27 protein-coding genes are annotated in these 22,655 nt (G+C 44.0%); 3 read left to right on the top strand and 24 right to left on the bottom strand.

From position 1 onward, the window contains the following. Window positions 1-32: 32 nt before the first annotated feature. The 4 genes from OKX56_RS09190 to OKX56_RS09175 all read right to left on the bottom strand — a co-directional run bounded on the left by OKX56_RS09190 (window position 33) and on the right by OKX56_RS09175 (window position 4,202). On the bottom strand, window positions 33-2,081 hold the full coding sequence (locus tag OKX56_RS09190) for a bifunctional 4-hydroxy-3-methylbut-2-enyl diphosphate reductase/30S ribosomal protein S1 (protein ID WP_019226343.1): 2,049 nt from the start codon (window positions 2,079-2,081) through the stop codon (window positions 33-35). Between the two features lie 88 nt (window positions 2,082-2,169). Next, on the bottom strand, window positions 2,170-2,751 hold the full coding sequence (locus OKX56_RS09185; protein WP_019226342.1) for a lysophospholipid acyltransferase family protein: 582 nt from the start codon (window positions 2,749-2,751) through the stop codon (window positions 2,170-2,172). A gap of 4 nt (window positions 2,752-2,755) precedes the next feature. Beyond that, the gene (gene cmk / locus OKX56_RS09180) at window positions 2,756-3,433 is read right to left on the bottom strand and encodes a (d)CMP kinase (protein WP_019226341.1); all 678 of its coding nucleotides are present in this window, start codon (window positions 3,431-3,433) and stop codon (window positions 2,756-2,758) included. 106 nt (window positions 3,434-3,539) lie between these two features. Further along, a complete protein-coding gene (locus OKX56_RS09175) occupies window positions 3,540-4,202 on the bottom strand; it encodes a CPBP family intramembrane glutamic endopeptidase (RefSeq protein ID WP_019226340.1) in 663 nt (220 codons plus the stop codon). A 112-nt stretch (window positions 4,203-4,314) separates the two neighbouring features. Between OKX56_RS09175 and OKX56_RS09170 the strand changes: the two genes are divergently transcribed. Next, the gene (locus OKX56_RS09170) at window positions 4,315-4,494 is read left to right on the top strand and encodes a hypothetical protein (RefSeq protein WP_015043061.1); all 180 of its coding nucleotides are present in this window, start codon (window positions 4,315-4,317) and stop codon (window positions 4,492-4,494) included. A gap of 157 nt (window positions 4,495-4,651) precedes the next feature. Here the strand turns inward: OKX56_RS09170 and OKX56_RS09165 are convergent, their stop codons facing one another. The 10 genes from OKX56_RS09165 to OKX56_RS09120 form a co-directional block, all read right to left on the bottom strand. Beyond that, window positions 4,652-5,071: a HutP family protein gene (locus OKX56_RS09165; RefSeq protein WP_019226339.1), complete on the bottom strand. Its 420-nt coding sequence runs from the start codon at window positions 5,069-5,071 to the stop codon at window positions 4,652-4,654. A gap of 161 nt (window positions 5,072-5,232) precedes the next feature. Further along, a complete protein-coding gene (locus OKX56_RS09160; protein WP_019226338.1) occupies window positions 5,233-5,691 on the bottom strand; it encodes a hypothetical protein in 459 nt (152 codons plus the stop codon). Between the two features lie 261 nt (window positions 5,692-5,952). Next, on the bottom strand, window positions 5,953-7,200 hold the full coding sequence (locus OKX56_RS09155; RefSeq protein WP_287896228.1) for a BaiN/RdsA family NAD(P)/FAD-dependent oxidoreductase: 1,248 nt from the start codon (window positions 7,198-7,200) through the stop codon (window positions 5,953-5,955). Between the two features lie 126 nt (window positions 7,201-7,326). Continuing rightward, window positions 7,327-8,361, bottom strand: a complete 1,035-nt coding sequence (locus OKX56_RS09150) for an NADH-quinone oxidoreductase subunit I (protein WP_015043065.1) — start codon at window positions 8,359-8,361, stop codon at window positions 7,327-7,329. 2 nt (window positions 8,362-8,363) lie between these two features. Then, window positions 8,364-9,071 (bottom strand): FadR/GntR family transcriptional regulator, encoded by a 708-nt coding sequence (locus OKX56_RS09145; protein WP_015043066.1) that lies wholly within the window; start codon window positions 9,069-9,071, stop codon window positions 8,364-8,366. A gap of 70 nt (window positions 9,072-9,141) precedes the next feature. Continuing rightward, a complete protein-coding gene (locus OKX56_RS09140) occupies window positions 9,142-9,900 on the bottom strand; it encodes a pseudouridine synthase (protein ID WP_015043067.1) in 759 nt (252 codons plus the stop codon). Window positions 9,901-9,967: 67 nt separating this feature from the next. Further along, on the bottom strand, window positions 9,968-10,507 hold the full coding sequence (locus OKX56_RS09135) for a spore maturation protein (RefSeq protein ID WP_015043068.1): 540 nt from the start codon (window positions 10,505-10,507) through the stop codon (window positions 9,968-9,970). Continuing rightward, window positions 10,504-11,085 (bottom strand): nucleoside recognition domain-containing protein, encoded by a 582-nt coding sequence (locus OKX56_RS09130; RefSeq protein ID WP_015043069.1) that lies wholly within the window; start codon window positions 11,083-11,085, stop codon window positions 10,504-10,506. Before OKX56_RS09130 ends, OKX56_RS09135 begins: the two co-directional genes overlap by 4 nt. A 116-nt stretch (window positions 11,086-11,201) precedes the next feature. Beyond that, window positions 11,202-11,636: a GerW family sporulation protein gene (gene ytfJ / locus OKX56_RS09125; protein WP_015043070.1), complete on the bottom strand. Its 435-nt coding sequence runs from the start codon at window positions 11,634-11,636 to the stop codon at window positions 11,202-11,204. After that, on the bottom strand, window positions 11,629-12,324 hold the full coding sequence (locus OKX56_RS09120) for a DUF2953 domain-containing protein (RefSeq protein WP_015043071.1): 696 nt from the start codon (window positions 12,322-12,324) through the stop codon (window positions 11,629-11,631). The genes ytfJ and OKX56_RS09120 overlap by 8 nt, the downstream gene beginning before the upstream one ends. 152 nt (window positions 12,325-12,476) lie before the next feature. On the opposite strand from OKX56_RS09120, the gene cls reads away from it, so the two are divergent. Beyond that, a complete protein-coding gene (gene cls, locus OKX56_RS09115) occupies window positions 12,477-13,934 on the top strand; it encodes a cardiolipin synthase (RefSeq protein ID WP_015043072.1) in 1,458 nt (485 codons plus the stop codon). A 95-nt stretch (window positions 13,935-14,029) separates the two neighbouring features. On the opposite strand, the gene ybaK is transcribed toward cls, so the two are convergent. From ybaK to OKX56_RS09080, 7 genes are all read right to left on the bottom strand, one after another. After that, window positions 14,030-14,506, bottom strand: coding sequence for a Cys-tRNA(Pro) deacylase (ybaK, locus tag OKX56_RS09110; protein WP_015043073.1), 477 nt, complete (start codon window positions 14,504-14,506; stop codon window positions 14,030-14,032). Window positions 14,507-14,554: 48 nt separating this feature from the next. Next, a complete protein-coding gene (locus tag OKX56_RS09105; RefSeq protein WP_015043074.1) occupies window positions 14,555-15,004 on the bottom strand; it encodes a Fur family transcriptional regulator in 450 nt (149 codons plus the stop codon). A gap of 300 nt (window positions 15,005-15,304) precedes the next feature. Then, window positions 15,305-15,814 (bottom strand): HD domain-containing protein, encoded by a 510-nt coding sequence (locus tag OKX56_RS09100; RefSeq protein WP_015045139.1) that lies wholly within the window; start codon window positions 15,812-15,814, stop codon window positions 15,305-15,307. A gap of 211 nt (window positions 15,815-16,025) precedes the next feature. Then, window positions 16,026-16,871: a DegV family protein gene (locus OKX56_RS09095; RefSeq protein WP_015043077.1), complete on the bottom strand. Its 846-nt coding sequence runs from the start codon at window positions 16,869-16,871 to the stop codon at window positions 16,026-16,028. A gap of 18 nt (window positions 16,872-16,889) precedes the next feature. Beyond that, on the bottom strand, window positions 16,890-17,111 hold the full coding sequence (locus OKX56_RS09090; protein ID WP_015043078.1) for a tautomerase family protein: 222 nt from the start codon (window positions 17,109-17,111) through the stop codon (window positions 16,890-16,892). Window positions 17,112-17,202: 91 nt separating this feature from the next. Next, window positions 17,203-17,475 (bottom strand): putative signal transducing protein, encoded by a 273-nt coding sequence (locus OKX56_RS09085; RefSeq protein WP_015043079.1) that lies wholly within the window; start codon window positions 17,473-17,475, stop codon window positions 17,203-17,205. A gap of 95 nt (window positions 17,476-17,570) precedes the next feature. Continuing rightward, complete coding sequence (locus tag OKX56_RS09080; RefSeq protein WP_015043080.1) at window positions 17,571-18,308, bottom strand: EcsC family protein; 738 nt, start codon at window positions 18,306-18,308, stop codon at window positions 17,571-17,573. Between the two features lie 131 nt (window positions 18,309-18,439). Here OKX56_RS09080 and OKX56_RS09075 point away from each other — a divergent pair, with 131 nt between their 5' ends. Then, on the top strand, window positions 18,440-19,966 hold the full coding sequence (locus OKX56_RS09075; RefSeq protein ID WP_015043081.1) for an FAD-dependent oxidoreductase: 1,527 nt from the start codon (window positions 18,440-18,442) through the stop codon (window positions 19,964-19,966). Between the two features lie 44 nt (window positions 19,967-20,010). Here OKX56_RS09075 and OKX56_RS09070 read toward each other — a convergent pair whose 3' ends face one another. Genes OKX56_RS09070 through OKX56_RS09060 form a run of 3 tightly spaced genes read right to left on the bottom strand, consistent with a single transcriptional unit; the run spans window position 20,011 to window position 22,646 of the window. Further along, window positions 20,011-20,808, bottom strand: a complete 798-nt coding sequence (locus tag OKX56_RS09070; RefSeq protein ID WP_015043082.1) for an inositol monophosphatase family protein — start codon at window positions 20,806-20,808, stop codon at window positions 20,011-20,013. A gap of 33 nt (window positions 20,809-20,841) precedes the next feature. Continuing rightward, the gene (locus tag OKX56_RS09065; RefSeq protein ID WP_015043083.1) at window positions 20,842-21,981 is read right to left on the bottom strand and encodes a GGDEF domain-containing protein; all 1,140 of its coding nucleotides are present in this window, start codon (window positions 21,979-21,981) and stop codon (window positions 20,842-20,844) included. Between the two features lie 20 nt (window positions 21,982-22,001). Further along, a complete protein-coding gene (locus OKX56_RS09060) occupies window positions 22,002-22,646 on the bottom strand; it encodes a class II aldolase/adducin family protein (RefSeq protein ID WP_015043084.1) in 645 nt (214 codons plus the stop codon). Window positions 22,647-22,655 lie beyond the last annotated feature (9 nt).

The raw sequence follows: 22,655 nt of genomic DNA, 5'->3' as shown, positions 1-22,655 counted from the left end.
AAAGCAAGAAGCCATTTGATGCATTAATTTTATTAAAGTGTGTCCACGTCTGTATCCGGAATATTTCCGATTTTCTCGCCTATCGTAACTTCAGGTATTTCCGGTTGGTTCTCCAAATCCTGACGGGCACTGGCCTCACTGGCTTCCGTAAGCAGTTCCCGGATACTCAAGCTTATTTTTTTATCTTCCGGTTTAAAATCGATGACTTTGGCTGTGATCTCCTGGCCAACCTGTACGATATCCTGTACTTTCATGACCCTGTGGTCGGCCAGCTGGGAAATATGCACCAGCGCATCGATCCCGTCCTCCAGTTCTACGAAAGCACCGAAAGGTGCGATTCTGACGACTTTGCCGTGTACGATGGATCCCACGGCATATTTTTCAGCAGCAGCAGACCACGGATTCGTTTTAAGCTGTTTTAACCCGAGGGAAATCCTGCCTTTTTGGGTATCAATCGCTAAGATCTGAACTTCAACTTCATCATCGACATTCACGATCTCCGACGGGTGTTTTACTCTGGAGAAAGCCATATCCGAGATGTGCAGCAGCCCGTCAATACCGCCAAGATCAACAAACGCACCAAAATCGGCCAGGCGGCGGACTGTTCCCTTCACGATATCGCCTTCTTTAAGCGTCTCCAGAAGCTTTTCTTTTTTACCTTCCTGCTCTTCAGCTAAAATAGCCTTTTGGGAAAGAACCAGTTTCTTCTTGTATTCATCGTACTCGATGACTCTTAAACGAAGTGTTTTCCCAATATATTTTTCAAGATTGTCTACGAAGCCGGTCTCAACCTGAGAAGCAGGCACAAAGCCTCTCATTCCGAGGTCGACCAGAAGTCCGCCTTTGACTGCTTCCGTAACGACTGCCTGAACTTCTTCTTTTGATTCGGCCAGATGGGCCAACTGTTCCTTCGCTTCAACCTCATTGGCCCGTTTACGGGATAAAACAGGGTAGCCTTCTTGGTTTTCAACACGCATGACCATCACGGAAATCGTGTCACCAATTTTAACGAGATCATTAATATTCGAAACCTTAGTAGCGGAAAGCTCCTCAAAAGGAATCATGCCCTCCGATTTCCACGCAATATCCACAAATACCTCATCGCCTGTTATTTTTACGACGGTCCCTTTGACAATCGCGCCCCGATAAAGTTTGGGCAGTCCCTTATCAAAATTTTCCATCATGTTCTCTTCATCACTAACTGTACTAACCGTCTTCACAACGCTTTCCTCAGCCTCTTGGATCTGTGTTTTTTCCATAAACTCCGACATTTTCTTGTAAACCTCCTCGATAATCCAATCCGGTGTGGAAGCTCCTGCTGTCAGGCCTGTAATTTTAGCATCCGTAAACCAGATCTCCAGTAATTCTTCAGCTGTTTCGATACAGTATGTTTTCGTTTTCCCACTGCAGATCGATCCCAGTTTTCGTGTGTTGGAACTGCTCAAGCCCCCCACGACAATCATCAGATCCACTTTTTCAGCCAATTCCCTGGCTGAGGCCTGACGTTCTTCAGTTGCCGCGCAGATCGTATTCTGGACGATCAGCTCCCCAGTATGTTTTTTCAATTCTTCAACAACCGTAAAAAAATGGCTTTTTTGCTGTGTTGTTTGGGCCAAGACTGTAATTCTCGGGTAGTACGGCAAATCTTCAGCCTCGGCCAGCGTCTCTATGGCGAGGGCATTACTTCCTGCCCATCCCAGGATCCCTTTAACTTCCGGATGGCTTTTGTCACCGACAACAATGACAAAACTGTTTGCTGATGAGCTTGCGGCCATTCTTTGCGCTTTTTGAACATAAGGACACGTTGCATCAATAATGGTAATTCCGCGTTCCTTTGCTTCCTCGTACGTTTCCGGGGGAACGCCATGCGACCTGATTACAAGCTGTTGACCCATTTTAGCCTCATCAACAGAGTGAATGACTTCCAATCCTTTCTCAGCCAAATAATCAACAACTTGCTGGTTATGAATGAGCGGTCCCAAAGATGCAGTCAACCCGGTGCCGGCAGCTTTTTCAGCCAATTCAATCGCCCGTTTAACTCCAAAACAGAAACCTGCTTTTGCCGCTCGCTGAATCGTCAACAAAACTGCCCTCCTTTTATGCCTATCACGTCTATTTCGCTGAGAAAAACAAAATTCCTTCTAATACTTTGTTAACCTTTTATGATTTTTACATTTCATTCACAACATCCATGATTTTATTGGCAAGCCATTCCCTGCTATTTTCAGTCTTTTCAGGGATTTCAAGGTTATCGGCATAAAATGGCTTACCGATAATTATCCCTATCTTGCCCCTTTTTTGGGTTAATAATCCTCTGGCTCCATATACCTTGACCGGCAGAATCGGGGCATGGCTTTTGTTTACAATCAAAACGATCCCTGCCATGGCTTCCTGAATGTTACCGGTTTTGGAGCGGGTACCTTCCGGAAATATCCCCAGAACTTTTCCTTCTTTTAACAGCCTGACCGATTTTCGGAATGCCCCGATATCGCCCTTCCCACGTTTAACCGGGAAAGTACCAAGTCCGTGCAGAATCTGCCCTAACAATGGTATCGAGAAAAGCTCCTCTTTCGCCATGAAATATACCTGTCTTGGCATCGAACAGCCAACAATAATCGGATCCCAGAGGCTTATATGATTGCAGGCTATAATCACAGGTCCTTCTGCAGGAAAATTTTCCAGGCCTGTTATCTTACATCCTTTGACCTTCAGAACAAGGGTCATGATTCCCTTCGCCAATGAATACAGCATCACTTTAACCCTCCCTGATAATTCTAATGATCTTGGCAACAACTTCATCAATCGTTAACCCTGTCGTATCGAGGATCACCGCATCCTTAGCTGGTTTCAGCGGTGCAAATTTTCTCTGGGAATCTACTACATCTCGTTTTTCAATATCCGAGCGTATTTCTTCCAAAGATACCATCTTACCCTCTTTGATATTCTCAAGGTATCTCCGACGTGCACGTTCAGAAGCCGAAGCCGTCAGAAAAATCTTAATTCCGGCATCCGGTAGGACGTATGTACCGATATCCCTGCCATCCATCACGATATTGCCCTTCAGTGCTTCCTGACGCTGTAGTTCAACCAGCCGGTTACGAACCCCGGGATAAGATGCAATCAGTGATACTGCCCTGCTTACCTCAACATCCCGGATTTTAGAGGTAACATCTTCCCCGTCGCAGAATACGGTTTGACGGTCATTATGGCTTAGTCTGATGTCAATGATCCGGGCTAGACCTGTTACTGCCTTTTCATCCTGAAGGGAAATTCCTGAAGCAAGGGCTTTATAAGCTACAGATCGATACATCGCACCTGTATCAAGATAATACAAGCCAAGTTTGTCGGCAACGATTCTCGCAATGGTACTTTTTCCTGCCCCGGCAGGACCGTCAATCGCCACCTGCAAATGATTTTCACGCAAATGTTCCAAAACAATGCTCCAATCGAAAAAATCTTAATCTTGCGCGCTGTTTCGAAGCTCGCATCTGCCAAAATTATACCACAGCAAAATGATCGCTTACAATTCACTTTACGGTTTAAGATACTGAGACCCCGATAACCGCCAGTAAGTTATTCAGCGCATGAAGCCCGATTGCCGGATAAATCGAATCATGTTTGGTATATAAAAAGCCAAGTCCGATTCCGAGAACCAGCTTCGGAATGAAGCCGGTCAAATCAAAATGCAGAGCGGAAAAAATGCAAGCACTGATTACAATCGCCGTCCATTTGCCGAAATAATTCCGCAAACAGCCGAGCAGTACTCCCCGGAACAGCGTTTCCTCAATAAAAGGAACAATAACGGCGATCAGAAAAATGTTCGCAATGAACATGGAAATTGTCGGGTCCTGCAGGAGCTTTACCAGTTCATTTTCTGCCGTCGTCTGGCCTGAATAATACAGAAGTACCATATAGATCATATTAATCAGCCAGACCAAAAAACAGATTTTGAATACATCAATAAGGGCGGAAGCAAAACTGGTCCTTCTCCAGCCCAGGTCATTCAGGGAAAGCCTATTTTTGAACATAATCAGCATAATCAAAAAAACAAACAGGGTATTCGAAGTAATCATGGAAAGATAATAGGCCGTTTTGATTTCAGGAAAGAACTGATAGATAGAATAACTGATGAATGGCATCAATAAAAAAACAACTGCCACACCGATCACAAAATAAGCTAAGGCCTTAAAATTCAACTTCATATTTCATCCCCTGCAATTACATAAATTATCCTAGATTATTTTTTTCAGATCTATACATAATAAATTCAAATGAATTACACAGAAATATATACAGCGGAAGGAGGCTGTTAGGATGCTTTATTCCAAAAAATCGGATCATAGCTTGCTGTTCATGGGTTCTGCCATGGTGGGGGGATTTTTGCTGGGTTGTACTTATAAAAGATATGGCAAAAAAATCGAAAAACACATTCAGAAGTTCTGGCAAAAAGATTCGAATGATGATATGTTCGCAGCACACGAAAGCGAAATCTGAATCAGCGATCATCGCCTCTTATCTTTATTCACTGACACTCTGCTCCTTAACCGGAGCCTTTTTATTCTATCAGAAAGAATACGTTCCTTTCTGATAGATCTAAGTGCAACTAAGGCTGTTGCCAAAAGGATTGGCCACAGCCAAGTCTTCTATATTTTCAGCTTCGTGGGGCAACCCTGTGTCCAAGGCCTACGGCTACTTCATCCAAATGCAGCAGCCCTACCCCAAAAAACACGGCCACGCTGAGATGATCACCGCGGTGGGCAATCCCAATTTTTCCTCCGATATTCAGCCCCGCTGCTTTCGGCATAATCTGGCTTAAAGCCTCACGTGTCGCGCCCGCGACGGCGCCTTCGTCGCCATGGGAATCGTGGATTACCCCTTCACGTTTCGAAGCAACAATCGCCCTTTCGACAAGCTTTTTAATTGAAGCAAGATAATCTCCGCCGTAATCTACGGCAACTGACTTGATGTTATCCGCTAAAAATTTCTGTTTAAGCGCACTTTCCTCTTCTCTGGTTTCACTCATTGCCATTCTTAAAGCAGCCAGAGCAACCGTCTTACTATCCGGCACCATAGTCAATCCTCCTTCTAGGCAAACGTTCTTCATGACGCTAACAAACAATTACACGCTAAAAAAAGAGGCGATGTCAGAAAAAAACAACACCTGCTTTCATTATCTTACATGAATTTCCGGAGATTAGCAAAGCTTATCTTGAGGGACTTACGACGAGCTTATCAGCTGGCCTCCGCAGATTTTAACTTCACATCAAAACTTTTGACATCCCCGTTAAGTTCAATCGAATATGTTTTACTATTCAGAATCACATTGACAGTGACCGGATAAGGAATGCTGGTTGCATCCAGAACAACGGTTCCCGGTTCAACTGTGATGCTTTTCCCATTTTCAATGGTTCCAATATCCTGGTCATTTTGTCTAACCATTACAACACTGTCAGGAGTTATCTCAAAGGAGAGACTAATGGAGCCGCTGTTTACATTTTCGCTGTATTTAAAGGCCGGGGCATCTATTTCTCCGGAAAATTTCAAATAGAACTCGACGGGGTCGGTAAATGCTTTCAGCTGATACAGCCCTAACAATACTGTACAAACTGCCATAATCCTGATGGCTGTTTTCTCAAATCCCTGAAACCTTGACACTTTTTGGCGCGGGAAAGAAAATCTCCTGGAGCGCATCTGACTCACCTCAGTAATATGTATGCGCCGTCAGGAATTTGCATACCGACATCATTCTGTAAGGCATCTATAAAACCTTATCTGGGGTAGGTCTGGGGGCCACAGTTCCGCTGTGAGCGGAGCACGATGCGGAGCGCGGCTTTTTGCGCCATGGAGGGCGCAATAGCCGAAAAGTGGTATTGTGGCCCCCAGACCTACCTAAGAGTGGTATAGCCGTCCGCCATAATCTTGTCGCTCCTGGCTTCTATGGCTCATTCGCCATTAGCTCATCCTGGCCGTCGCTTTTCCGGCTTTGTAGCCGGTTGAGAAAGCTGCCTGAAGGTTGTAGCCGCCTGTTACGCCGTCGATATCGATCACTTCCCCAGAAAAATACAACCCTTTAACCAGACGGGATTCCATTGTGGTTGGATTAATTTGCTTGGCGTCAACGCCCCCGGAGGTAACAATTGCTGTCGCCATACCGAGCGTCGCCGTTATATGAAGTACCAGCTCCTGAAATAACCGGCAGAGTCTTTTCCTTTCTTCTTTAGTAACTTTATTAACAACCTTCTCTGGGTCAATCTCCGATAAAGCGACCATCACAGGAATCATACTCTGCGGGAGAAGATCGTCCAGGGTGTTCTTAAACTGCTTGTTGCCATACTTCAGAAAATCCCTCTGCAGCCTTAAATCTATCTGCTCAGAAGTAAGGGCGGGCTTTAGGTTTATTTTCAACTCAACCTTCTGTTTTTGGTCCAAAGCCTTGGAAGCAATCCTGCTTAAGGTTAGAATAATCGGACCGGATAAACCAAAATGCGTAAACAGCATCTCCCCAAATTCTTCTCCCTTCTTTTTCCCGTCGATCCAGATTGAGGCAGCCGTGTTCTTCAGCGTCAATCCTTGAAGCTCTTTCGGCCATTTTTCAAGGGTTTTGAGCGGAACAAGCGCAGGCAACGGCTTAATGATCCGATGTCCTGCTTTTTCAGCCAGCGTATATCCGTCCCCGGTAGATCCTGTTCCAGGGTAGGATGCTCCTCCCGTGGCAACGATCACAGCATCTGCCGGAAGCACTTCATCGGAGACAGCCAGCTGAACACCGGTTACTTTCCCATCTTCGATCATGACTTTTTTGACAGCCTGGTTAAGCCTGATTTTTACGCATGTTCGTTCCAGATACTTCTTTAATGCCTTAACGATTACCTCCGAATCGTCGGCTGTCGGAAACACTCTTCCACCTCTTTCTACTTTTGTTTCGACACCATAGTCTTGAAAAAAATGAATCAACGCCTCATTGCCGAACTCTTTTAAGGAAGCGTATAGAAATTTTCCGTTTCCGGGATAAAAACTTACAAAATTACTGATATCCCCCGCATTGGTAAGATTGCACCGACCTTTACCGGAGATCGCAATCTTACTGCCGAGTCTCGTCATTTTTTCAAGGAGTACCACCTCGGCTCCAACAAAAGCAGCCTGGCCCGCTGCCATCATGCCTGCAGCCCCACCGCCTATTACAACAACCTTTTTAACCATAATCCATCCTCCCTGCTTTCCAATATGTTGATCGAAAACCAACAAAACTTTCTAAAATAACTTTAGAGATTAGTCTCCGTAATATTTAGACAACTTCAAATGGAGTAGGATGCATAGCGTGGCTGTTTACCTACCTTCAATATTCGTGGAATGCGCTGCACAAGCAGCACATAAGCCTGAATCCGTATCAATGAAGATCTGTTTGCCGCACTCCCGGCAATAATAGGAATTCGCCTCTCCGACAATAACCTTACCGGCCAGAAACTTGAACGGAAACATCAGGTATGCAAAGCTCAGAGCCCGGGAACCGCAGATGTCCACACAGCGACCGCATTGAACGCACTGGAGCGGTTCATAAATCAAAAGCATTTTATTCTCTTTCTGTTTCAGTGTGAGCGCCTGCTGCGGACATATTTTGGTACAAACGCCGCAGCCGTTGCACTGGTCGGTATATCTGATTGCCTGAAAAGGCACCTTTTTATTTGGTTTCTGTTTCAGTGTCTCTGCCAGCCATTGACGGGTCCTCGGAATGGTATAGGATTCTTCTGCTTCGATAGCCGGAAACGCTGCCTTGATTCTATCTTTACCAAATTCACGCAACCTGTTTTTCAACCCTTTTTTCGATCGGCCACGAGCAAAACGTCCGGGACCGTAATCCGATTCTGCTGCGCCTTCTTCAGCAGGGAGAATCTCCAGCTTTAAGCCGGGATGATCCATCCATTGCTGGCTGACCTCCAGATAGAAGCGCTGGCTGACCGCTGCAGCCTGTTTATCCTGGCAATTGGAACAGTCCCCTGTAAGGATTCTGACCTGTTTAGATTCAGCCAAAAGCATTAAAACTGTCCAGGCATCCCTGTCCAGCATCCCGAGGCAGGCAATTTCATAACCGGCAGGCGCAGCCATTGGACAATTTAATACGCAATTTCCGTTTTCCAAAAGGTACTCTCCGAGGTTTTTCATGTCTCTGTCCACAAAACCGTCAGAGGGGCAAACGGCCATACAGACACCACATTCCGTACAGCTTTCTATCGAAATCTCTTTCTTATCACCGATGGACTTATGCGGACAGGCTTCAATACAAAGCCTGCATTCCCGGAGATAGGGCTTCTTCTTGTTCAGACAGTTGTCGGGATGATAAAGCATTTGATTGTATCTCTTCATGATTATTCGTATCCTTTGCGAAATTCATTTTCAATTCTTTCGAGATGACGAAGCATTCCGGCATGCGCTTCTTCAGGTAATTTTGCTTCGATTGCCTGATATATTTCCTCATGTTCCTGATAAAGAAGTTCCGACATGCCCTCTTTTTCAAAAGTATCTGCCCAATTCGTCTTCAATGTCTGGTGCATGATATCTGAAATCACATGGAGCATGCGGATCAGCATCTTATTCTTCGTTCCTTTAGCTATAGCATCGTGAAAATCCCGGTCACAGGGATAGCCCTGCCGGCCCGTATTCTGACCCTTTCTGATCTCAATAAGAGAACCCCTCATTGCGGAAAGATTCTGATATTCAGCCCTTTCCGCCGCCAGTGCGGCAGCCTGGGTCTCCAGGATTTTTCTTATCTCCATCAGTTCAAAAATGGTATCTTTCTCCAGAGAAAGTACCCATGGCAAAGGAGCAATAACAGACTCTATATTAACATGTTTGATATAGGTTCCTTCTCCACTTCGGATTTCCAGCAAACCTATAATTTCCAAAGCACTGAGCGCTTCCCGGACAGACGCCCTGCTGACCTGCAGCCTCTCCGCAAGATCCCGTTCGGAAGGAAGCTTATCACCTGCTTTGATTTGTCCTTCAGCAACCAGCGTACTGATTTGATCAACTATTTCTTCGTAGATTCTTTTCGTTTTTGCTGGTTTCAGATTCATGCTTTCTCCCCGCAATTATCAATATTTATTTCGCATTGATTACCTATTACTTACAAATGATATAAAATAATCACCGTATACTTACTGCTTCCTTCAAAGCATTGACTTCAGAAGTCGTTAACAGTCGGTATTCTCCTGCCGTCATTTTTGGATCCAGCTGGAGCGGGCCAAAACAGATTCTGCGCAAGCGAAAAACGGGGTATCCGACCTGCTCAAGCATTCTCCTGACCTGCCTGTTCTTTCCTTCGTGAATGGCAAGCTCAATTTCGGTCTGGTTGCCGCTTTTATCACGGGAAAGCTTCTTAATTTTCGCAGGAGAAGTCATACCATCCTCGAGGTGTACACCCGACTCAAGCGTCCTGATTGCCTGATCAGAAATATTACCGGCGACTGAGGCCCGGTATACTTTTTCCACGCCAAAACTTGGATGCGTCAGCCGAAATGTAAGTTCCCCGTCATTGGTCAGAAGCAGAAGTCCTGAAGTGTCATAATCCAGTCTGCCGACTGGATAGACTCTTTCTTTAATATTCTGGCCAAGTAAATCAATGACCGTTTTCCTTTGATGGGGATCCGTAACACTTGTAATAACACCCGCAGGTTTATAAAGCATGACGTAGACCAGGTCTTCGCTTGGTCCTGAAGAATACGTCTTAGCGTTGACTTCGATGACATCCTCAGGCGTTACCTTAAAACCCGGCTGCGTTACGGTCTGTCCATTCACTTTTACAAGTCCCTGACTGATTAGAATTTCGGCATGACGCCGAGAAGCGACGCCCAAACGAGCCATCGCTTTTTGCAAACGTTCAGATTGATCTCCGGAACAATCCATCAAAAAACCACCATTAACGAAACATCTCTCAATTGATTTTAGCAAAAAAACTGCAGAAAGCAAACCCTTAGCCAAAGACCCTGCTGACGATCCAGATTGAAGCAATCAGTCCGACTGCATCAGCGAGCAGTCCGACTTTTAAAGCATATCTGTGTTTTTTGATGCCGACTGAGCCAAAATAGACGGCAAGCACAAAAAAGGTGGTATCTGTGCTTCCTTGGAGCGTGGAAGCAAGCCGGCCGATAAACGAATCAGGTCCGTATTGATGGATCAGTTCAGTTGCAACCCCAAGGGCCCCTGAACCGCTCAGTGGCCGCATAACGGCCAAAGGAATAATGCCTAACAGGTCTGGATTCCAGTCCATAGCTAAAAAAAGAGGTCGAAGAAGGTTTATTAACAGATCCAGGGCGCCAGAATCCACAAACACTTTAATGGACACCAGCATTCCAATTAAAAACGGAATAATTTTTACGGCAGTTTTAAAGCCATTCTCCGCCCCCTCAACAAATGTCTCATATACAGGAACTTTATGGAGGTAACCATAAATCGGCACAAAAAATAAAATAAACGGAATAGCCCATCTGGCAAGCTCAGAGATGATGCTCATAATCCGTTCCTCTTTCTAAAAAGAACATCTGCAATGATGGCTGAGGCCATGGCACACCCTGTGGCAAAAACTGTCGTCCCAATAATCTCGACTGGATTGGCCGATCCGGCCTTCATTCTGACAGCAATGATTGTGGCCGGAATAATCGTAATACAGGACGTATTCAGCGCCAGAAACGTAATCATCGCGGGACTGGCTGTTTCCTGATCCGGGTTTTCTTTCTGTAACTCCTGCATGGCCTTCAGGCCAAACGGCGTAGCGGCATTACCCAGACCGAGGATATTCGCACAGAGATTCATGACAATTGGGCCGAAGGCAGGACTATCCGCCCTGAGCGACGGAAAAAGTTTTCTGACCACCGGGGCGCTTATTCTGGCCAGGTGCCGGATGAGTCCTGCTTTTTCAGCAATATGCATGATACCCAGCCACAGGCTCATGACACCCATTAACTGGATTGCCACTTCTACCCCGAGTTCAGAAGCCTGAAGGGCCGACGCAGTGACCTGATCGATATTTCCATTCAGGGCAGCGACAATAATGCCGCAGATCAGCATAACCAGCCAGATCAAATTGACCATAACAGAAACCCCCTGCTTAAAATGTATGTTTTCAGCAGGGGGAATAGAAGAATAGACAATTTCAAAAATATCTCGACGATATCAGGGACATGCTGTTTGCCGGCATATATACTTTATTAGCATCTTTCTTCATACCCGTCTTCACGGTGGAATCTCTTTCTATTGACCATATGGGACAATTTATCCATTAGATTAGGCATTTCGTCAATGATGCGTTCTGCAATCATATTTCCTTCGACCGGAAGCAGTCGGACCTGATTTTGGTTTACAACCAGAAAACCTACAGGTTTTACCGATACCCCACCGCCGCTTCCTCCACCAAAAGGCATCTTGGAAGCGTTTTCATTTTTTTTCTCCTCCTCTTTTTCTCCCTCAGCGGAAGAAAATTCGCTGCCGCCGGCTGCAAAACCGCAGGATACCCTGGAAACAGGTATAATCACAGAGCCACTTGGTGTTTCGACCGGGTCTCCAATCACTGTGTTTACATTTATCATTTTTTGGATACTATCCATCGCTGTCTGCATCAGATTTTCAATTGGATGTTCATCCATAATTCCTAGTCCTCCTGTTTTTTAAGATCATTAATAGGAATTTATAGCCTGTAAAAATAATATGGCTGCTTTTTAGATTTAATATGCAGCAAAGTCTAAATAAAAATATATTTTCGGTAAAATTCGGAATTACCCGGTATCTAAAGTCATCTTGCTTTAGCGAGATATACCTGTGCAGTCTTGCCGAGATAAACCCAAAGGCTGTCCAGCAGGCTCCCGTCAAGTAACCCGTCTCGGCAGCATCCCTGCCGCCAAGTTCAAGATCGGCCTGGAGGGAATGAACTGTCATTTTACGATAAAAAGAGCGGATTATTTTGGAAAAACTTTGTTGCAGCCGTCTGATACTTGCGGAGGAATAGCCATAATGACGAACAGCCTCCCGCAGAAAATGCTTTATCAACCGGTAACGTTTTCTGGTCGAGTCAGCATTATTTTTTGATTTTCTGTCCGGGCAGTCATTTTGCTGTATATTTTCTATGCTGTTCAACAGAAAATAAAGAAAGCCGGTCGAGACCATCTCTGCCGGAATGTTTATCTCCAGATTGGACCGGAACAATGCAGCTTGATAATGGATCTTCAACACACTGCTAAAATTTTTGAAAGTATAATCGATGAGCAGATTGATTTTTAACAGCGCTAAAACCAGCAGCCAAATCAAGCAGGCTGTGAGCAGCGCAAGAATCGTCATGACTTGCCTCCACTTAGAAATATTTCGTCCTCTCTATGGTATTCCCATTATTGTGCCGTTCTATGAAAATTTGCCATTTTACAAAATAATTGCCAGCTTGACATCTTTCTGATATAAAAGAATAAACAGATGTTTTTGAGAGGAACGATATAATGACACTATCCTTTACAGAACTCAGTTCCCACGTTGTTACCGTTTTATATATTATCAATATTTTACTGGCCTGTACCGTTATTTTTTTAGAAAGAAGAAATCCAACCTCCACCTTGGCCTGGATTCTTGTTTTATTTTTGTTCCCCGCCGGTGGAGCGATTCTATATTTTATGTTTTCTCAGAATCTGACGCGCAAAAAAATGTTCCAACTCGGAGCGGAGGAACATTTGAAATATGCTGCGCTTTTAAACAAAGAAATTGAAGATCTTCAGTCTGGAAGATTGACCTTTAATGACCCAGCAATGGAAAACTACAAAGATATGATTCTGCTACATCAGATTCAGAGCCAGGCACTCTTTTCCCAGGACAATAGCGTAGAAATATTTATAAACGGCAGAAAGAAATTCGAAGACCTTTTTCGCACGATCCTCGAAGCCAAAGACCATATTCACGTTCTGTATTTTATTATTAAAAGAGATTCGTTGGGGCTGCAATTAATCAAAATTCTGACCGAAAAAGCCAAAGAAGGCCTTGAAGTCAGGCTACTGGTTGATTCCTTCGGTAACAAACTGCGGAAGGATGATTTTCAGCCTCTGATTGATGCCGGCGGAAGTGTCGAAAAATTTTCCCCTTCATTTCTGAGTTATATTAACCTGAGGCTCAATTACAGAAACCACCGTAAACTAGTGATCATTGACGGTCAGATAGGTTATATCGGCGGCTTCAATGTCGGCAATGAATACATCAACCTGAAGAAAAAGATGGGTTATTGGCGTGATACTCACCTCAAAATAACAGGAACCGCTGTTCTCAGTATGCAGACAAGATTCCTGCTCGACTGGAAAGTTGCTTCAGGTGAAAAAATCAAGCATTCGGCAAAGTATTACCCTGAACCAGCAGTTGTCGGAACGAGCGGTATTCAGATCGTCTCCTCCGGCCCGGATTCTCCCCATGAAGAAATCAAGCAGGGTTATATCAAAATGATCAACTCTGCCAAGAAATCTATCTATATCCACACGCCTTATTTTGTGCCTGACTCCAGTATCCTCGAAGTTCTGAAAATTGCCGCGCTGTCCGGTGTCGATGTGAAAATAATGATCCCGAACAAACCGGATCATATTTTTGTCTACTGGGCAACGTATTCCTTTGTCGGGGAACTGATCAAAGCCGGGGCCAAGATCTATATCTACAATAACGGTTTTCTGCACTCGAAAACCATCGTGGTCGATAAAAAAATAGCTTCTGTCGGTACGGCGAATTTTGACATCAGAAGCTTCCGACTGAATTTTGAAGTCAATGCATTTATTTATGATGTCGGCATTTCGGAAAATCTCTGCAAAATTTATAATGAAGATCTGCTTTTATGTACCGAACTGACGCCCGAAAAATATGCGAAGCGTTCCAGTCTGATTAAGTTTAAAGAGTCCATTTCGCGACTTCTGGCACCGGTACTATAGCGAAGTATAAAGATTTGTTCTTACCAGGATGCTCTTACAGATAATTCTCAATTGAGAAGTTCTAACCGGTTCTAGAAAGTAGAAAGCCGACTGAACTATACAAGGTCAGCCAGTTTGGCATCCGTCAGTTTGACGAGTTCCGCCGTATCAAGTTTCACTTGCATCCCGATTTTTCCCGCACTGATAATGATGTAATCATATTCCGAGGCCATCTCCTCAAGATAGGTCGGAAAATCCTTCTTCATCCCGATAGGGGAACAGCCGCCGTGAATATAGCCCGTGAGCGGCAAAAGTTCTTTAGATTTAAGCATCTCAATATTTTTGTCCCCGGCTGCCTCGGCAGCTTTTTTTAAATTCAGCTCGCAATTTCCAGGGATAATGAAAACATTGGTCCCTGTTGTTTTTCCGGTTGTAACAAGCGTTTTAAATACCCGTTCCGGGTCAAATCCCATCTTCCGGGCTACGGATACAGCGTCTATCAGTCCGTCTTCCACTTCATATTCATAGACTTCATGCCGGATCTCTTTTGATTGAAGGATCCTTACGACGTTTGTTTTTTGATTTACTGCCATTATTCCTCATCCATGCCTTATGACATCATAATTTCTTTACGTTAATGATCATTGATCATGTTCGATCTTTGCCAGACATTTTTCGCAATAACCATAAAACTTAACACGGTGGTTAATCACTTTGAATTTATTCTTCTTCATAATGTTTTCTTCAATTGTTCCCAGCAAATCTTCCTCGACTTCTTTAATGGCTCCGCACTCCAGACAAATCAAATGGTGGTGCCGGTGTTCCTCGTCATCTTTCACGATATCGTACCTGCGGAATCCATCTTCAAAATCAACACCGTAAATCAGCCCCATCGCTTCCAACAGCGATAGCGTCCTGTAGACGGTAGCAACACCAATTTCGGGAAATCTATTACGGACAAGCTCGAAAATCTCCTGACTGTTCAGGTGCTTTCCCTGGTTTTCCGTTACTACCTCAAAAACATACTGTCTTTGGCTGGTAAATTTATAGCCTTTTTCCTTTAAGAGCTGATTTAACTCTTTGACTGTCATAAGAAAACACCCCGTTCTCTTTGTTCTATTCAGATTTTACCATATCTTTCATCAAAAACAACCGTACCGTCGGGCTTTTGTTCAGCAGGGCTTATTTCTGTCCCAAAAACAGAAAAACCGGTCAAACCGGTTAGTTAACATTCTGAATCTGGTGGGTTGATTTCATTCTTCGTCGATTATGGTGATTATTATTAGTGATTATTATTAGATTCTTATATATTTTATTAATTCGATTCTATTTAATTCGATTTTATTGAATACTTTATAGTTATAAGTATAAATTTTTTTAATGTATTCGCGTTAAGCAGATTTTTGAACCAGATGCAGATACAGCTTCAGATAGGCAAAGCAATATACTCTCGTGGTGTATTCGGTCAGCGCCAGGCTTTTATCTGCGATTGTGGTTACCCAGGCTTCATAACTTCTTGGTAGTCCGACTGGGAACATATGATTGGAAATGATATCCCGTTCTTTTTTGTTCAGTTCAAAGTATTTCTGCGCATTTTTCACCGCGATCTTCGGATGATTGCGTGAATGCCGGTAGCTTTCTGCGAGCAGGTTCTTGTCTTCTCTTTTTTTAAACTTGTATAAGTAGAAGTCGTGAAGAAGTGCCCCTCTGATCGTCGAAATGACATCGAGTCTGAACTTCATGGCAATCTTATAAGACAGGTAAGCAACGTCCAGAGAATGCTCAAAGACTGAGCCATGGTGATGCGGGATCACTTTCATTTTCTGGTATTCATTGTGCTCGATAATAGGTCTGGCTACTGCAAGAAAATAATCATCATACTTTAATAATAATTTTTCCATGATTGCTCCTAACTTTATTAACTAGAACTTATTATATTAGAAACAAACCATGATTTCAATGGTCTTTTGTTACAATTTAATAGTACTTTCGTTACATTTTCGTAAACGTTTTGTCAAAATTGTAATTTCTTTATTATTATTTGGCATAACGCAATACTATTTTTAAGTAATTACGATTAAACAGCTAAATAGCACCATAATTTTGGGTGTTCTATTTTCTGATATAAATCACACCGATTGTCTTCTGGCCGCAGTGACTGGAAATCACGCAGCCTGCATTGGTAATCAGAATTTCTTTATACGGATAAATATCCTGCAACGCGCACTTCAAGTAGACGGCTTCCTCTTCACTTCCCAGGGAGTGGGTGATGAAGATTTGTTTTGAATCTACAGAATCCCGCCTGGCATTCTCAATCAATTTATCCAAGGCCTTTTTCTTTTCTCCGCGCACTTTATCAACGACAAGCATTTTCCCATTTTCTACACCGATGGTCGGCCGGATTTTCAAGACGCTACCCATTAGGTTCTGCAGAATATTGCACCTGCCACCTTTATAAAGATATTCCAGCGTATCGATCACAAAGCTCACATGGACCTTGGCAACCGAATCCCGGATCTTTGCTGAAATTTCTTCCGCCTGGAGCCCCTGTCGGGCATATTCGGCAGATGTAATCACCAAAGCTCCTATGCCTGTAGACAGGTTTTGGGAATCGATTACCCAGATTCTTCCCTGTGGAAATTCCGAGGCAGCAAGGGCGGCATTTTGGTAAGATGAGGACATCTGAGAAGAAATGGTGATCACAATAATGTCCTGCCCTTGATCAAAATATTCCCGAAAGCATTCTGCATACGCATACGGTGAAGGAGCTGCCGTCTTCGGAAGCAACTTTTTTTCTTCCACAAGCTGAAAAAGCCTTGCCGGAATTAAGTCTATGCCATCCCGGTAGGTTTCTTCTCCAAAATCAACATGCAGCGGAACAACATCAATATCATATTTTTGAAGCAATTCTGCTGAAAGGTCATTGGTACTGTCGGTTATAATCTTAACCTTCCGCATTCACACCACTCCTAAACATTAATAACCCGGCTTTTTATACAACAGACTTTCTTTGGCCAGGATGTCGGTATTATAAACCTCTTCGGTCCACTTTTCCTTGGCTACTTCTTCAAAAGAAACCGAAATATTCTTATCGGGAATTCCCATTATTTCCGTCATCGCCTCGGCCATTTTATCGGCTAAGGCTATTTTTTGTTCTTCACTTCGTCCGGGCCATAATTTAACGATGATATGCGGCATGATAAACTCCCCCTTTGAAATAAATTGAATGATGATTATCTATCACACTCTAAGTTATAACACAAATCTTAAAACTCGCATAGAATATTTGTTATTCCTGGTCATCTTGCGTATTCATTGAATTCAGAAGGCCTTCCGCCTTTTCCTTCAGATTTCCCGGGATATAGATTTCCACACCGAAATTGGTCATCCCCATATAGATTCGAAGATAATCCCCAGCTTCATTGTACCTTTTATAGCAGGGAATCTCTTCAGAATCAAGGATCGATTCAATAATATCCGCCTCAATTTCATTCGCGGCTTCAGTGATTAATATCCATTCTTCAAGTTCAGCGTTACGATCTTGTTCAGTGGGTTCCTTCATTCGTATCCTCCTTTTCCGCGCCAAATTCATATCGGTATATTTTCCGTTATGATTTAATCTATAACATAATCGAATTGAATCATCGGGTTTTGTAATCAGATCATAGTATCCATCTTATCTTTTAATAATCTCAAACGGTAGCCATTCATAGCCGTATCGCCTAGTTCCCCAAGCAACCGGTAATTCGCTACTGCACCGACAAAAGCTCCGATGACAGGTACCAGCTGCAAAAGTTTGGCGAGATCAATATAATCTCTGTATTCCTGCTGAAAAGTGCGCCAATCAACTGTTTCCATTGAAATCGGATGCCTGTAAATGTATTCATCCCAGTCCAAAATTCTTTGAAAGACCTGCATCCGTTTCTCTCTGCTGGAAAAAGCCAGCTGAAACAGGTGAAGGATATATAGTCTTTCCCTTAAATCTTTGATATCAAATCCATAAATGCTTGCCATCTCAAATAAGAACTTAATCTTGATGCTTAAGAGCAGAGGAAAATCTGCAAATCCAAGCAAGATGCCGCCTGCTCCTGTACCCGCCCCTTCCAGACTGGCCGTTTTTTTGTAGACGCTGATTTTAGCCAAAGCAAGTCTGTCCCGTTCCTTCAGGTCAATATTTTTAAGCGGTTCCCTTGTCGTAAATTCGGATCCTGTCAAAACAGCCCCCACCATATTTTTGATCGCAGCTGTTATGATTTCATGAGCTTTATCCGGAATCAGCCTGTTCGTTCTGTTCTGAATATTTTTTGCTACCCTGTCGGTCAGCGATGCGTTCCTGGTCATTTTTCTCTGCCATTTTTTCAGTTCTGCGAGCGCCTTCACATCATATGCTTCCACCGATGTATCTCCTTCGTCGCTTATCATAAGACTATTTTACACGATTGCCGGGTCATTGGATATTTTTATTTCAACTGCTAAAGATAATACCGTAAGATTCAAAGATTATTCACTTTCAGGAGGATAAACCGATGGAAAATTATCCGACAGATTTCCGAAGAGTGCCTCAGTCTTACTGGATGGCTTCGACACCCCGGACCGAGTATCCGGCTCTAATTGAGGATGTTGAAGCAGATATTGCAGTCATTGGCGGCGGAATCGTAGGGATTACTTCTGCTTTTCTTTTAAAAAAGGAAGGCTATAAGGTGGTTGTCCTTGAGGCCGACCGCATTCTTCAGGGGACTACAGGTCATACGACCGCCAAGATTACTTCACAGCATTCCTTAATCTATGCTAAGCTGCAGAAAAAGTTTGGGGAAGAAAAAACCCGGCAGTATGCGCAAGCCAATGAAATTGCCCTACAGTTGATTGCCGAACTGATTCAGGATAACAACATAGACTGCGATTTTATGCGGCAAAGCGCCTATGTCTTTACGCAGCAGGATCGGTATGTTCCGGAAATTATGGAAGAAGCGAAAATTGCTGATCTTTTCGGCATCAAGGCTTCTTTCCTGTCAGAGATCCCTCTTCCGCTCCCGATTAAAGGCGCTGTATGTTTTGATGACCAGGCTCAGTTTAATCCGCGAAAATATTTGCTCGCACTCGCTAAGGAAATACCCGGAAACGGCAGTCATATTTTCGAACAAACCAAAGCTGTTGACATTCAGCAAGGCACACCTTGTTTGGTGCTTACCGATAACGGGGCAAGAATCGCTGCATCAAAGGTGATTATTGCGTCTCACTACCCTTTTTATGAAGCTATGGGTTTATTTTTCACGAGACTCTATCCCGAACGTTCTTATGCTTTAGGTGTCAGAATCAAAGGAGATTATCCCGGAGGCATGTATATTTCTGCTGAAGACCCGACCCGTTCCCTACGTTCTCAACACGACAAGGAAAACAATTTGGTAATTGTTGGCGGTGAACATCACAAGACGGGGCAGGGAGAAGATACCCGCAATCATTACCTAAAACTCAGAGATTTTGCCAGGCAGCTTTTTGAGGTTGAGCATATCCCTTACCGGTGGTCCACACAGGATTATACGACGATGGATGAAGTCCCTTATATCGGTAATCTCACGACCGATACGCCTGATGTCTACGTCGCTACAGGGTTTGGCAAATGGGGAATGACCACAGGTACGGCCGCCGCTCTTATTTTCCGGGACCTGATCCTGAACGGCTACAGCCCCTGGATGAATGTGTATTCCCCTTCCCGCTTTACGCCGGTCGCCTCAGCCAAAAACTTTGTCCAGGAAAACCTGAACGTCGCCAAACACCTGATTTCCGGCAAACTGTCATCCGTCCCGGGCATAGCGGAAATTCCCAGAGGCGGAGGCAAAATCATCGAACATGACGGCCAACGAGCAGGTGCTTATCGCGACCAGCAAGGGGCCCTGCATATTGTCGACACGACCTGCACCCATCTGGGATGTGAATTGCAGTGGAATTCAGCTGAAGCATCCTGGGACTGCCCCTGCCATGGATCCCGTTTTACCTACGAGGGTGAGATCATTGACAGTCCTGCGCAAAATAAATTAGAACACATTCAGGAGTGAGGGCAGCAATCCTCTACTCAAGGGTTTTGAATGGTTCAAAGTCATCAACTGATATCTTGCTGGTCAACCGAAGACATTCCTTGAAATATCTGGCCAACAATATTTTCATTCCCTGCAATCAGGGATATCCCTCTCTTTTTCTCAAGAAGCGCGACTTTCCCGCCTGCTTCCTCAACAAGCAGAATGCCCGCGGCAACATCCCAGGGACTTAGATTCAGTTCCCAATAGCCGTCAATGATTCCTGCGGCCACATTGGCAAGGTCATAGGCTGCGGAGCCGATTCTGCGCATCCCCCTCGATCTAGGCACAAAGTATGCAAAATAGTTCGTATTGTTGTCCGGATTTTCAGACTGGTCATATGGGAAACCAGTAGACAGCAGGCATTCCTTTAACCTGGATTTAGCGGCAACGCTTATTCTTTTGCCGTTCAGGCTGGCTCCCTGACCGACCACCGCTTCAAAAAGCAGATCCAGCATCGGCAAATAAACAACGCCCAGAACCGTTTTTTTCTTATATTGAAGTGCCACCGATACCGCAAAGACCGGCAGACCCTGCGCGTAATTCGTCGTTCCATCCAGCGGATCAATAATCCATAGATAATTCGAATCCTTGTTCTGATGCACCCCGGATTCCTCAGACAGAATACTGTGGCTGGGATATTTATCCTGAATCGCTTTCAGAAAATAATCTTCCGAAAGCTTGTCGACCTCCGTTACCAAATCTACTTCTGTCGACTTCGTTTCGATATAAAGATTCTCCTTGCGGAAGTTTTTTTTCTGAAGATTACCGACTTCTCTTACCCAGGTTTTAACATTACCCAAAATATTTTCAAAGTCTGACATATCTTTCCTCCTATGATGGTCGAATGACCGTGTTCATTCAGTGAGCAATGTTGGCTTGTTTAAATGGACATCGTCACTTTGTACATTGTTTTTACCCATCTCCTTGGCATTCAACAATAGCGTGTCAACACGCTGCACAAAACTGTCCCGTTCTTCTTCCTTGCGCCAAGAATCTACTCCGAAACTGCAGGTTAGATGGCCGGAAGTGAAATCATAGTCTGATATCCTCTTTCTTATTCTTTCTGTTATTTCCACAGCCTCACTCTTATGGGTATTCGGTAGCAGAATAACGAATTCCTCGCCTCCCCAGCGGGCGAAGATATCTGTTTCTCTTATCATTCCTCTGACCAGATCCGTGACCTCCGTCAGAACCTTATCCCCAGTTAAATGTCCAAAGCAATCGTTAATTTTCTTAAAATAGTCAATGTCGAAAATCATAAGTGAAACATCACAAGGATATCTTTTCGCATAGGAGATCCATTTATCAAGCTCATCATCAAATTTCAGCCTGTTATAGATCCCGGTTAACGGATCTCTAATGGACAGTTGGATCAGATCTCTGCCGTTTAGGAAATGGATTCTTTTAAAAAGGTGGGTCCTAAATGAAGCGCTACTGCTCAGGGCCGTCACTAATAAGATATAAAAAATTACCGCGGAAAAATCCGAAGCATCCATTTGCTCCAAGAAATAGATCGAAGCAGCAAAAAAAGTGACCGCAGTAAATACGGAGATCATGATCATATTGATCCAACGGTTCGGGACTAAACAAACCGCTAAAATAATCGCGATAATACCAAAGGCTTGAATAAAAAAACTCGGTGATTCATATTGGTAAAAGACAAAAATAAATACAACGGACGCCATTATTTCATAGAGCGTAACCCAAAAACACAACGTTGAATACTTTTTTATGGATTTCATCCTGAAAAAAAATATACCTATCAGGATCAAATAGACGGCTCTTACCAGAAATATCAATTGAAATGCTTTCGGGTTCCTTACAAAAAAGAAGTCCGGAATAACAAAGAGGAAATATAAGATTCCCAGAAGAAGCACGATTGGCCGGAGATATTTAAATAAAACAGTAAACTCGGACTGTTCGTACTCCTTCTCTAATTTTTTATCTTTAAATTCACCGAAACGGTTTATCATGTTCGTTTGGTTTACCTTCATTGTTTTCCCTCTTTTGTTCTCTACTGTCCGTAATTTTCCGAGATCCACTGCTGAAGCAAATTGGCCTGCCCGGGAGAAATCACTTTTTGTTTTCCAATACTGACTGCATAGCAGGCAATCTTGGCAGCCTCTTCGACAAGCTGCGCATTGGCCAGGGCTTTGTCGAGCGTCGGACCTACCGTCAACTGGCCGTGATTGCTCATCAGTACAGCATTTTGTATGCCAAGGGTCTGGATCGTAGCCTTAGCCAGCTCCTCGGAACCCATCGGGAAAAAAGGGGCCGTTTCAAGTTTTCCACCCAGCACAGCAGCCATTTCGGCCAAGACCAGCGGAAAAGGTTCCTCCACACAGGCCCAGGCTGTCGCAAAGCAGGAATGGGTATGACAAACACCGAGCACATCCGGTCTTTCCTGGTAGGCAAGACAATGCATCCCGCTTTCGATCGAAGGTTTTCGGCTGCCATCGATCACAATCTGCTGCGTATCCATCACAACTATATCTTCCGGTCTGACCACAGAGTAATCCATCCCGCTCGGGGTTATACATACATAGCCTGTTTTCGAGTCCCGCATGCTGAAATTTCCCATCGTCCGCATAATTAACCCGGACTGAAGGGTCTGTCTGGCAATATCAATGACCTGTTTCCTTTGTTCTTCCAAAAGCATGGTTCTTAA

It is taken from the genome of Dehalobacter sp., from assembly GCF_030063005.1.
Taxonomy (GTDB): Bacteria; Bacillota; Desulfitobacteriia; order Desulfitobacteriales; family Syntrophobotulaceae; genus Dehalobacter; species Dehalobacter restrictus.
This window is presented reverse-complemented; position numbering and strand designations above follow the sequence as displayed.

Excerpts from the sequence above, each read along its gene's own strand:
- OKX56_RS09100 (WP_015045139.1), bottom strand. The coding sequence starts at position 15,814 with ATGGAAAAATTATTATTAAAGTATGATGATTATTTTCTTGCAGTAGCC.
- OKX56_RS09105 (WP_015043074.1), bottom strand. The coding sequence starts at position 15,004 with ATGACAGTCAAAGAGTTAAATCAGCTCTTAAAGGAAAAAGGCTATAAA.
- OKX56_RS09185 (WP_019226342.1), bottom strand. The coding sequence starts at position 2,751 with ATGCTGTATTCATTGGCGAAGGGAATCATGACCCTTGTTCTGAAGGTC.
- OKX56_RS09060 (WP_015043084.1), bottom strand. The coding sequence starts at position 22,646 with ATGCTTTTGGAAGAACAAAGGAAACAGGTCATTGATATTGCCAGACAG.
- ytfJ (WP_015043070.1), bottom strand. The coding sequence starts at position 11,636 with ATGGATGAACATCCAATTGAAAATCTGATGCAGACAGCGATGGATAGT.
- OKX56_RS09140 (WP_015043067.1), bottom strand. The coding sequence starts at position 9,900 with ATGGATTGTTCCGGAGATCAATCTGAACGTTTGCAAAAAGCGATGGCT.
- OKX56_RS09070 (WP_015043082.1), bottom strand. The coding sequence starts at position 20,808 with ATGTCAGACTTTGAAAATATTTTGGGTAATGTTAAAACCTGGGTAAGA.
- ybaK (WP_015043073.1), bottom strand. The coding sequence starts at position 14,506 with ATGGCAGTAAATCAAAAAACAAACGTCGTAAGGATCCTTCAATCAAAA.
- OKX56_RS09160 (WP_019226338.1), bottom strand. The coding sequence starts at position 5,691 with ATGCGCTCCAGGAGATTTTCTTTCCCGCGCCAAAAAGTGTCAAGGTTT.
- OKX56_RS09170 (WP_015043061.1), top strand. The coding sequence starts at position 4,315 with ATGCTTTATTCCAAAAAATCGGATCATAGCTTGCTGTTCATGGGTTCT.
- OKX56_RS09085 (WP_015043079.1), bottom strand. The coding sequence starts at position 17,475 with ATGAAGGAACCCACTGAACAAGATCGTAACGCTGAACTTGAAGAATGG.
- OKX56_RS09135 (WP_015043068.1), bottom strand. The coding sequence starts at position 10,507 with ATGAGCATCATCTCTGAGCTTGCCAGATGGGCTATTCCGTTTATTTTA.
- cls (WP_015043072.1), top strand. The coding sequence starts at position 12,477 with ATGACACTATCCTTTACAGAACTCAGTTCCCACGTTGTTACCGTTTTA.
- OKX56_RS09175 (WP_019226340.1), bottom strand. The coding sequence starts at position 4,202 with ATGAAGTTGAATTTTAAGGCCTTAGCTTATTTTGTGATCGGTGTGGCA.
- OKX56_RS09165 (WP_019226339.1), bottom strand. The coding sequence starts at position 5,071 with ATGGTGCCGGATAGTAAGACGGTTGCTCTGGCTGCTTTAAGAATGGCA.
- OKX56_RS09120 (WP_015043071.1), bottom strand. The coding sequence starts at position 12,324 with ATGACGATTCTTGCGCTGCTCACAGCCTGCTTGATTTGGCTGCTGGTT.
- OKX56_RS09075 (WP_015043081.1), top strand. The coding sequence starts at position 18,440 with ATGGAAAATTATCCGACAGATTTCCGAAGAGTGCCTCAGTCTTACTGG.
- OKX56_RS09145 (WP_015043066.1), bottom strand. The coding sequence starts at position 9,071 with ATGAATCTGAAACCAGCAAAAACGAAAAGAATCTACGAAGAAATAGTT.
- OKX56_RS09150 (WP_015043065.1), bottom strand. The coding sequence starts at position 8,361 with ATGAAGAGATACAATCAAATGCTTTATCATCCCGACAACTGTCTGAAC.
- OKX56_RS09155 (WP_287896228.1), bottom strand. The coding sequence starts at position 7,200 with ATGGTTAAAAAGGTTGTTGTAATAGGCGGTGGGGCTGCAGGCATGATG.
- OKX56_RS09065 (WP_015043083.1), bottom strand. The coding sequence starts at position 21,981 with ATGAAGGTAAACCAAACGAACATGATAAACCGTTTCGGTGAATTTAAA.
- OKX56_RS09095 (WP_015043077.1), bottom strand. The coding sequence starts at position 16,871 with ATGCGGAAGGTTAAGATTATAACCGACAGTACCAATGACCTTTCAGCA.
- OKX56_RS09090 (WP_015043078.1), bottom strand. The coding sequence starts at position 17,111 with ATGCCGCATATCATCGTTAAATTATGGCCCGGACGAAGTGAAGAACAA.
- OKX56_RS09130 (WP_015043069.1), bottom strand. The coding sequence starts at position 11,085 with ATGGTCAATTTGATCTGGCTGGTTATGCTGATCTGCGGCATTATTGTC.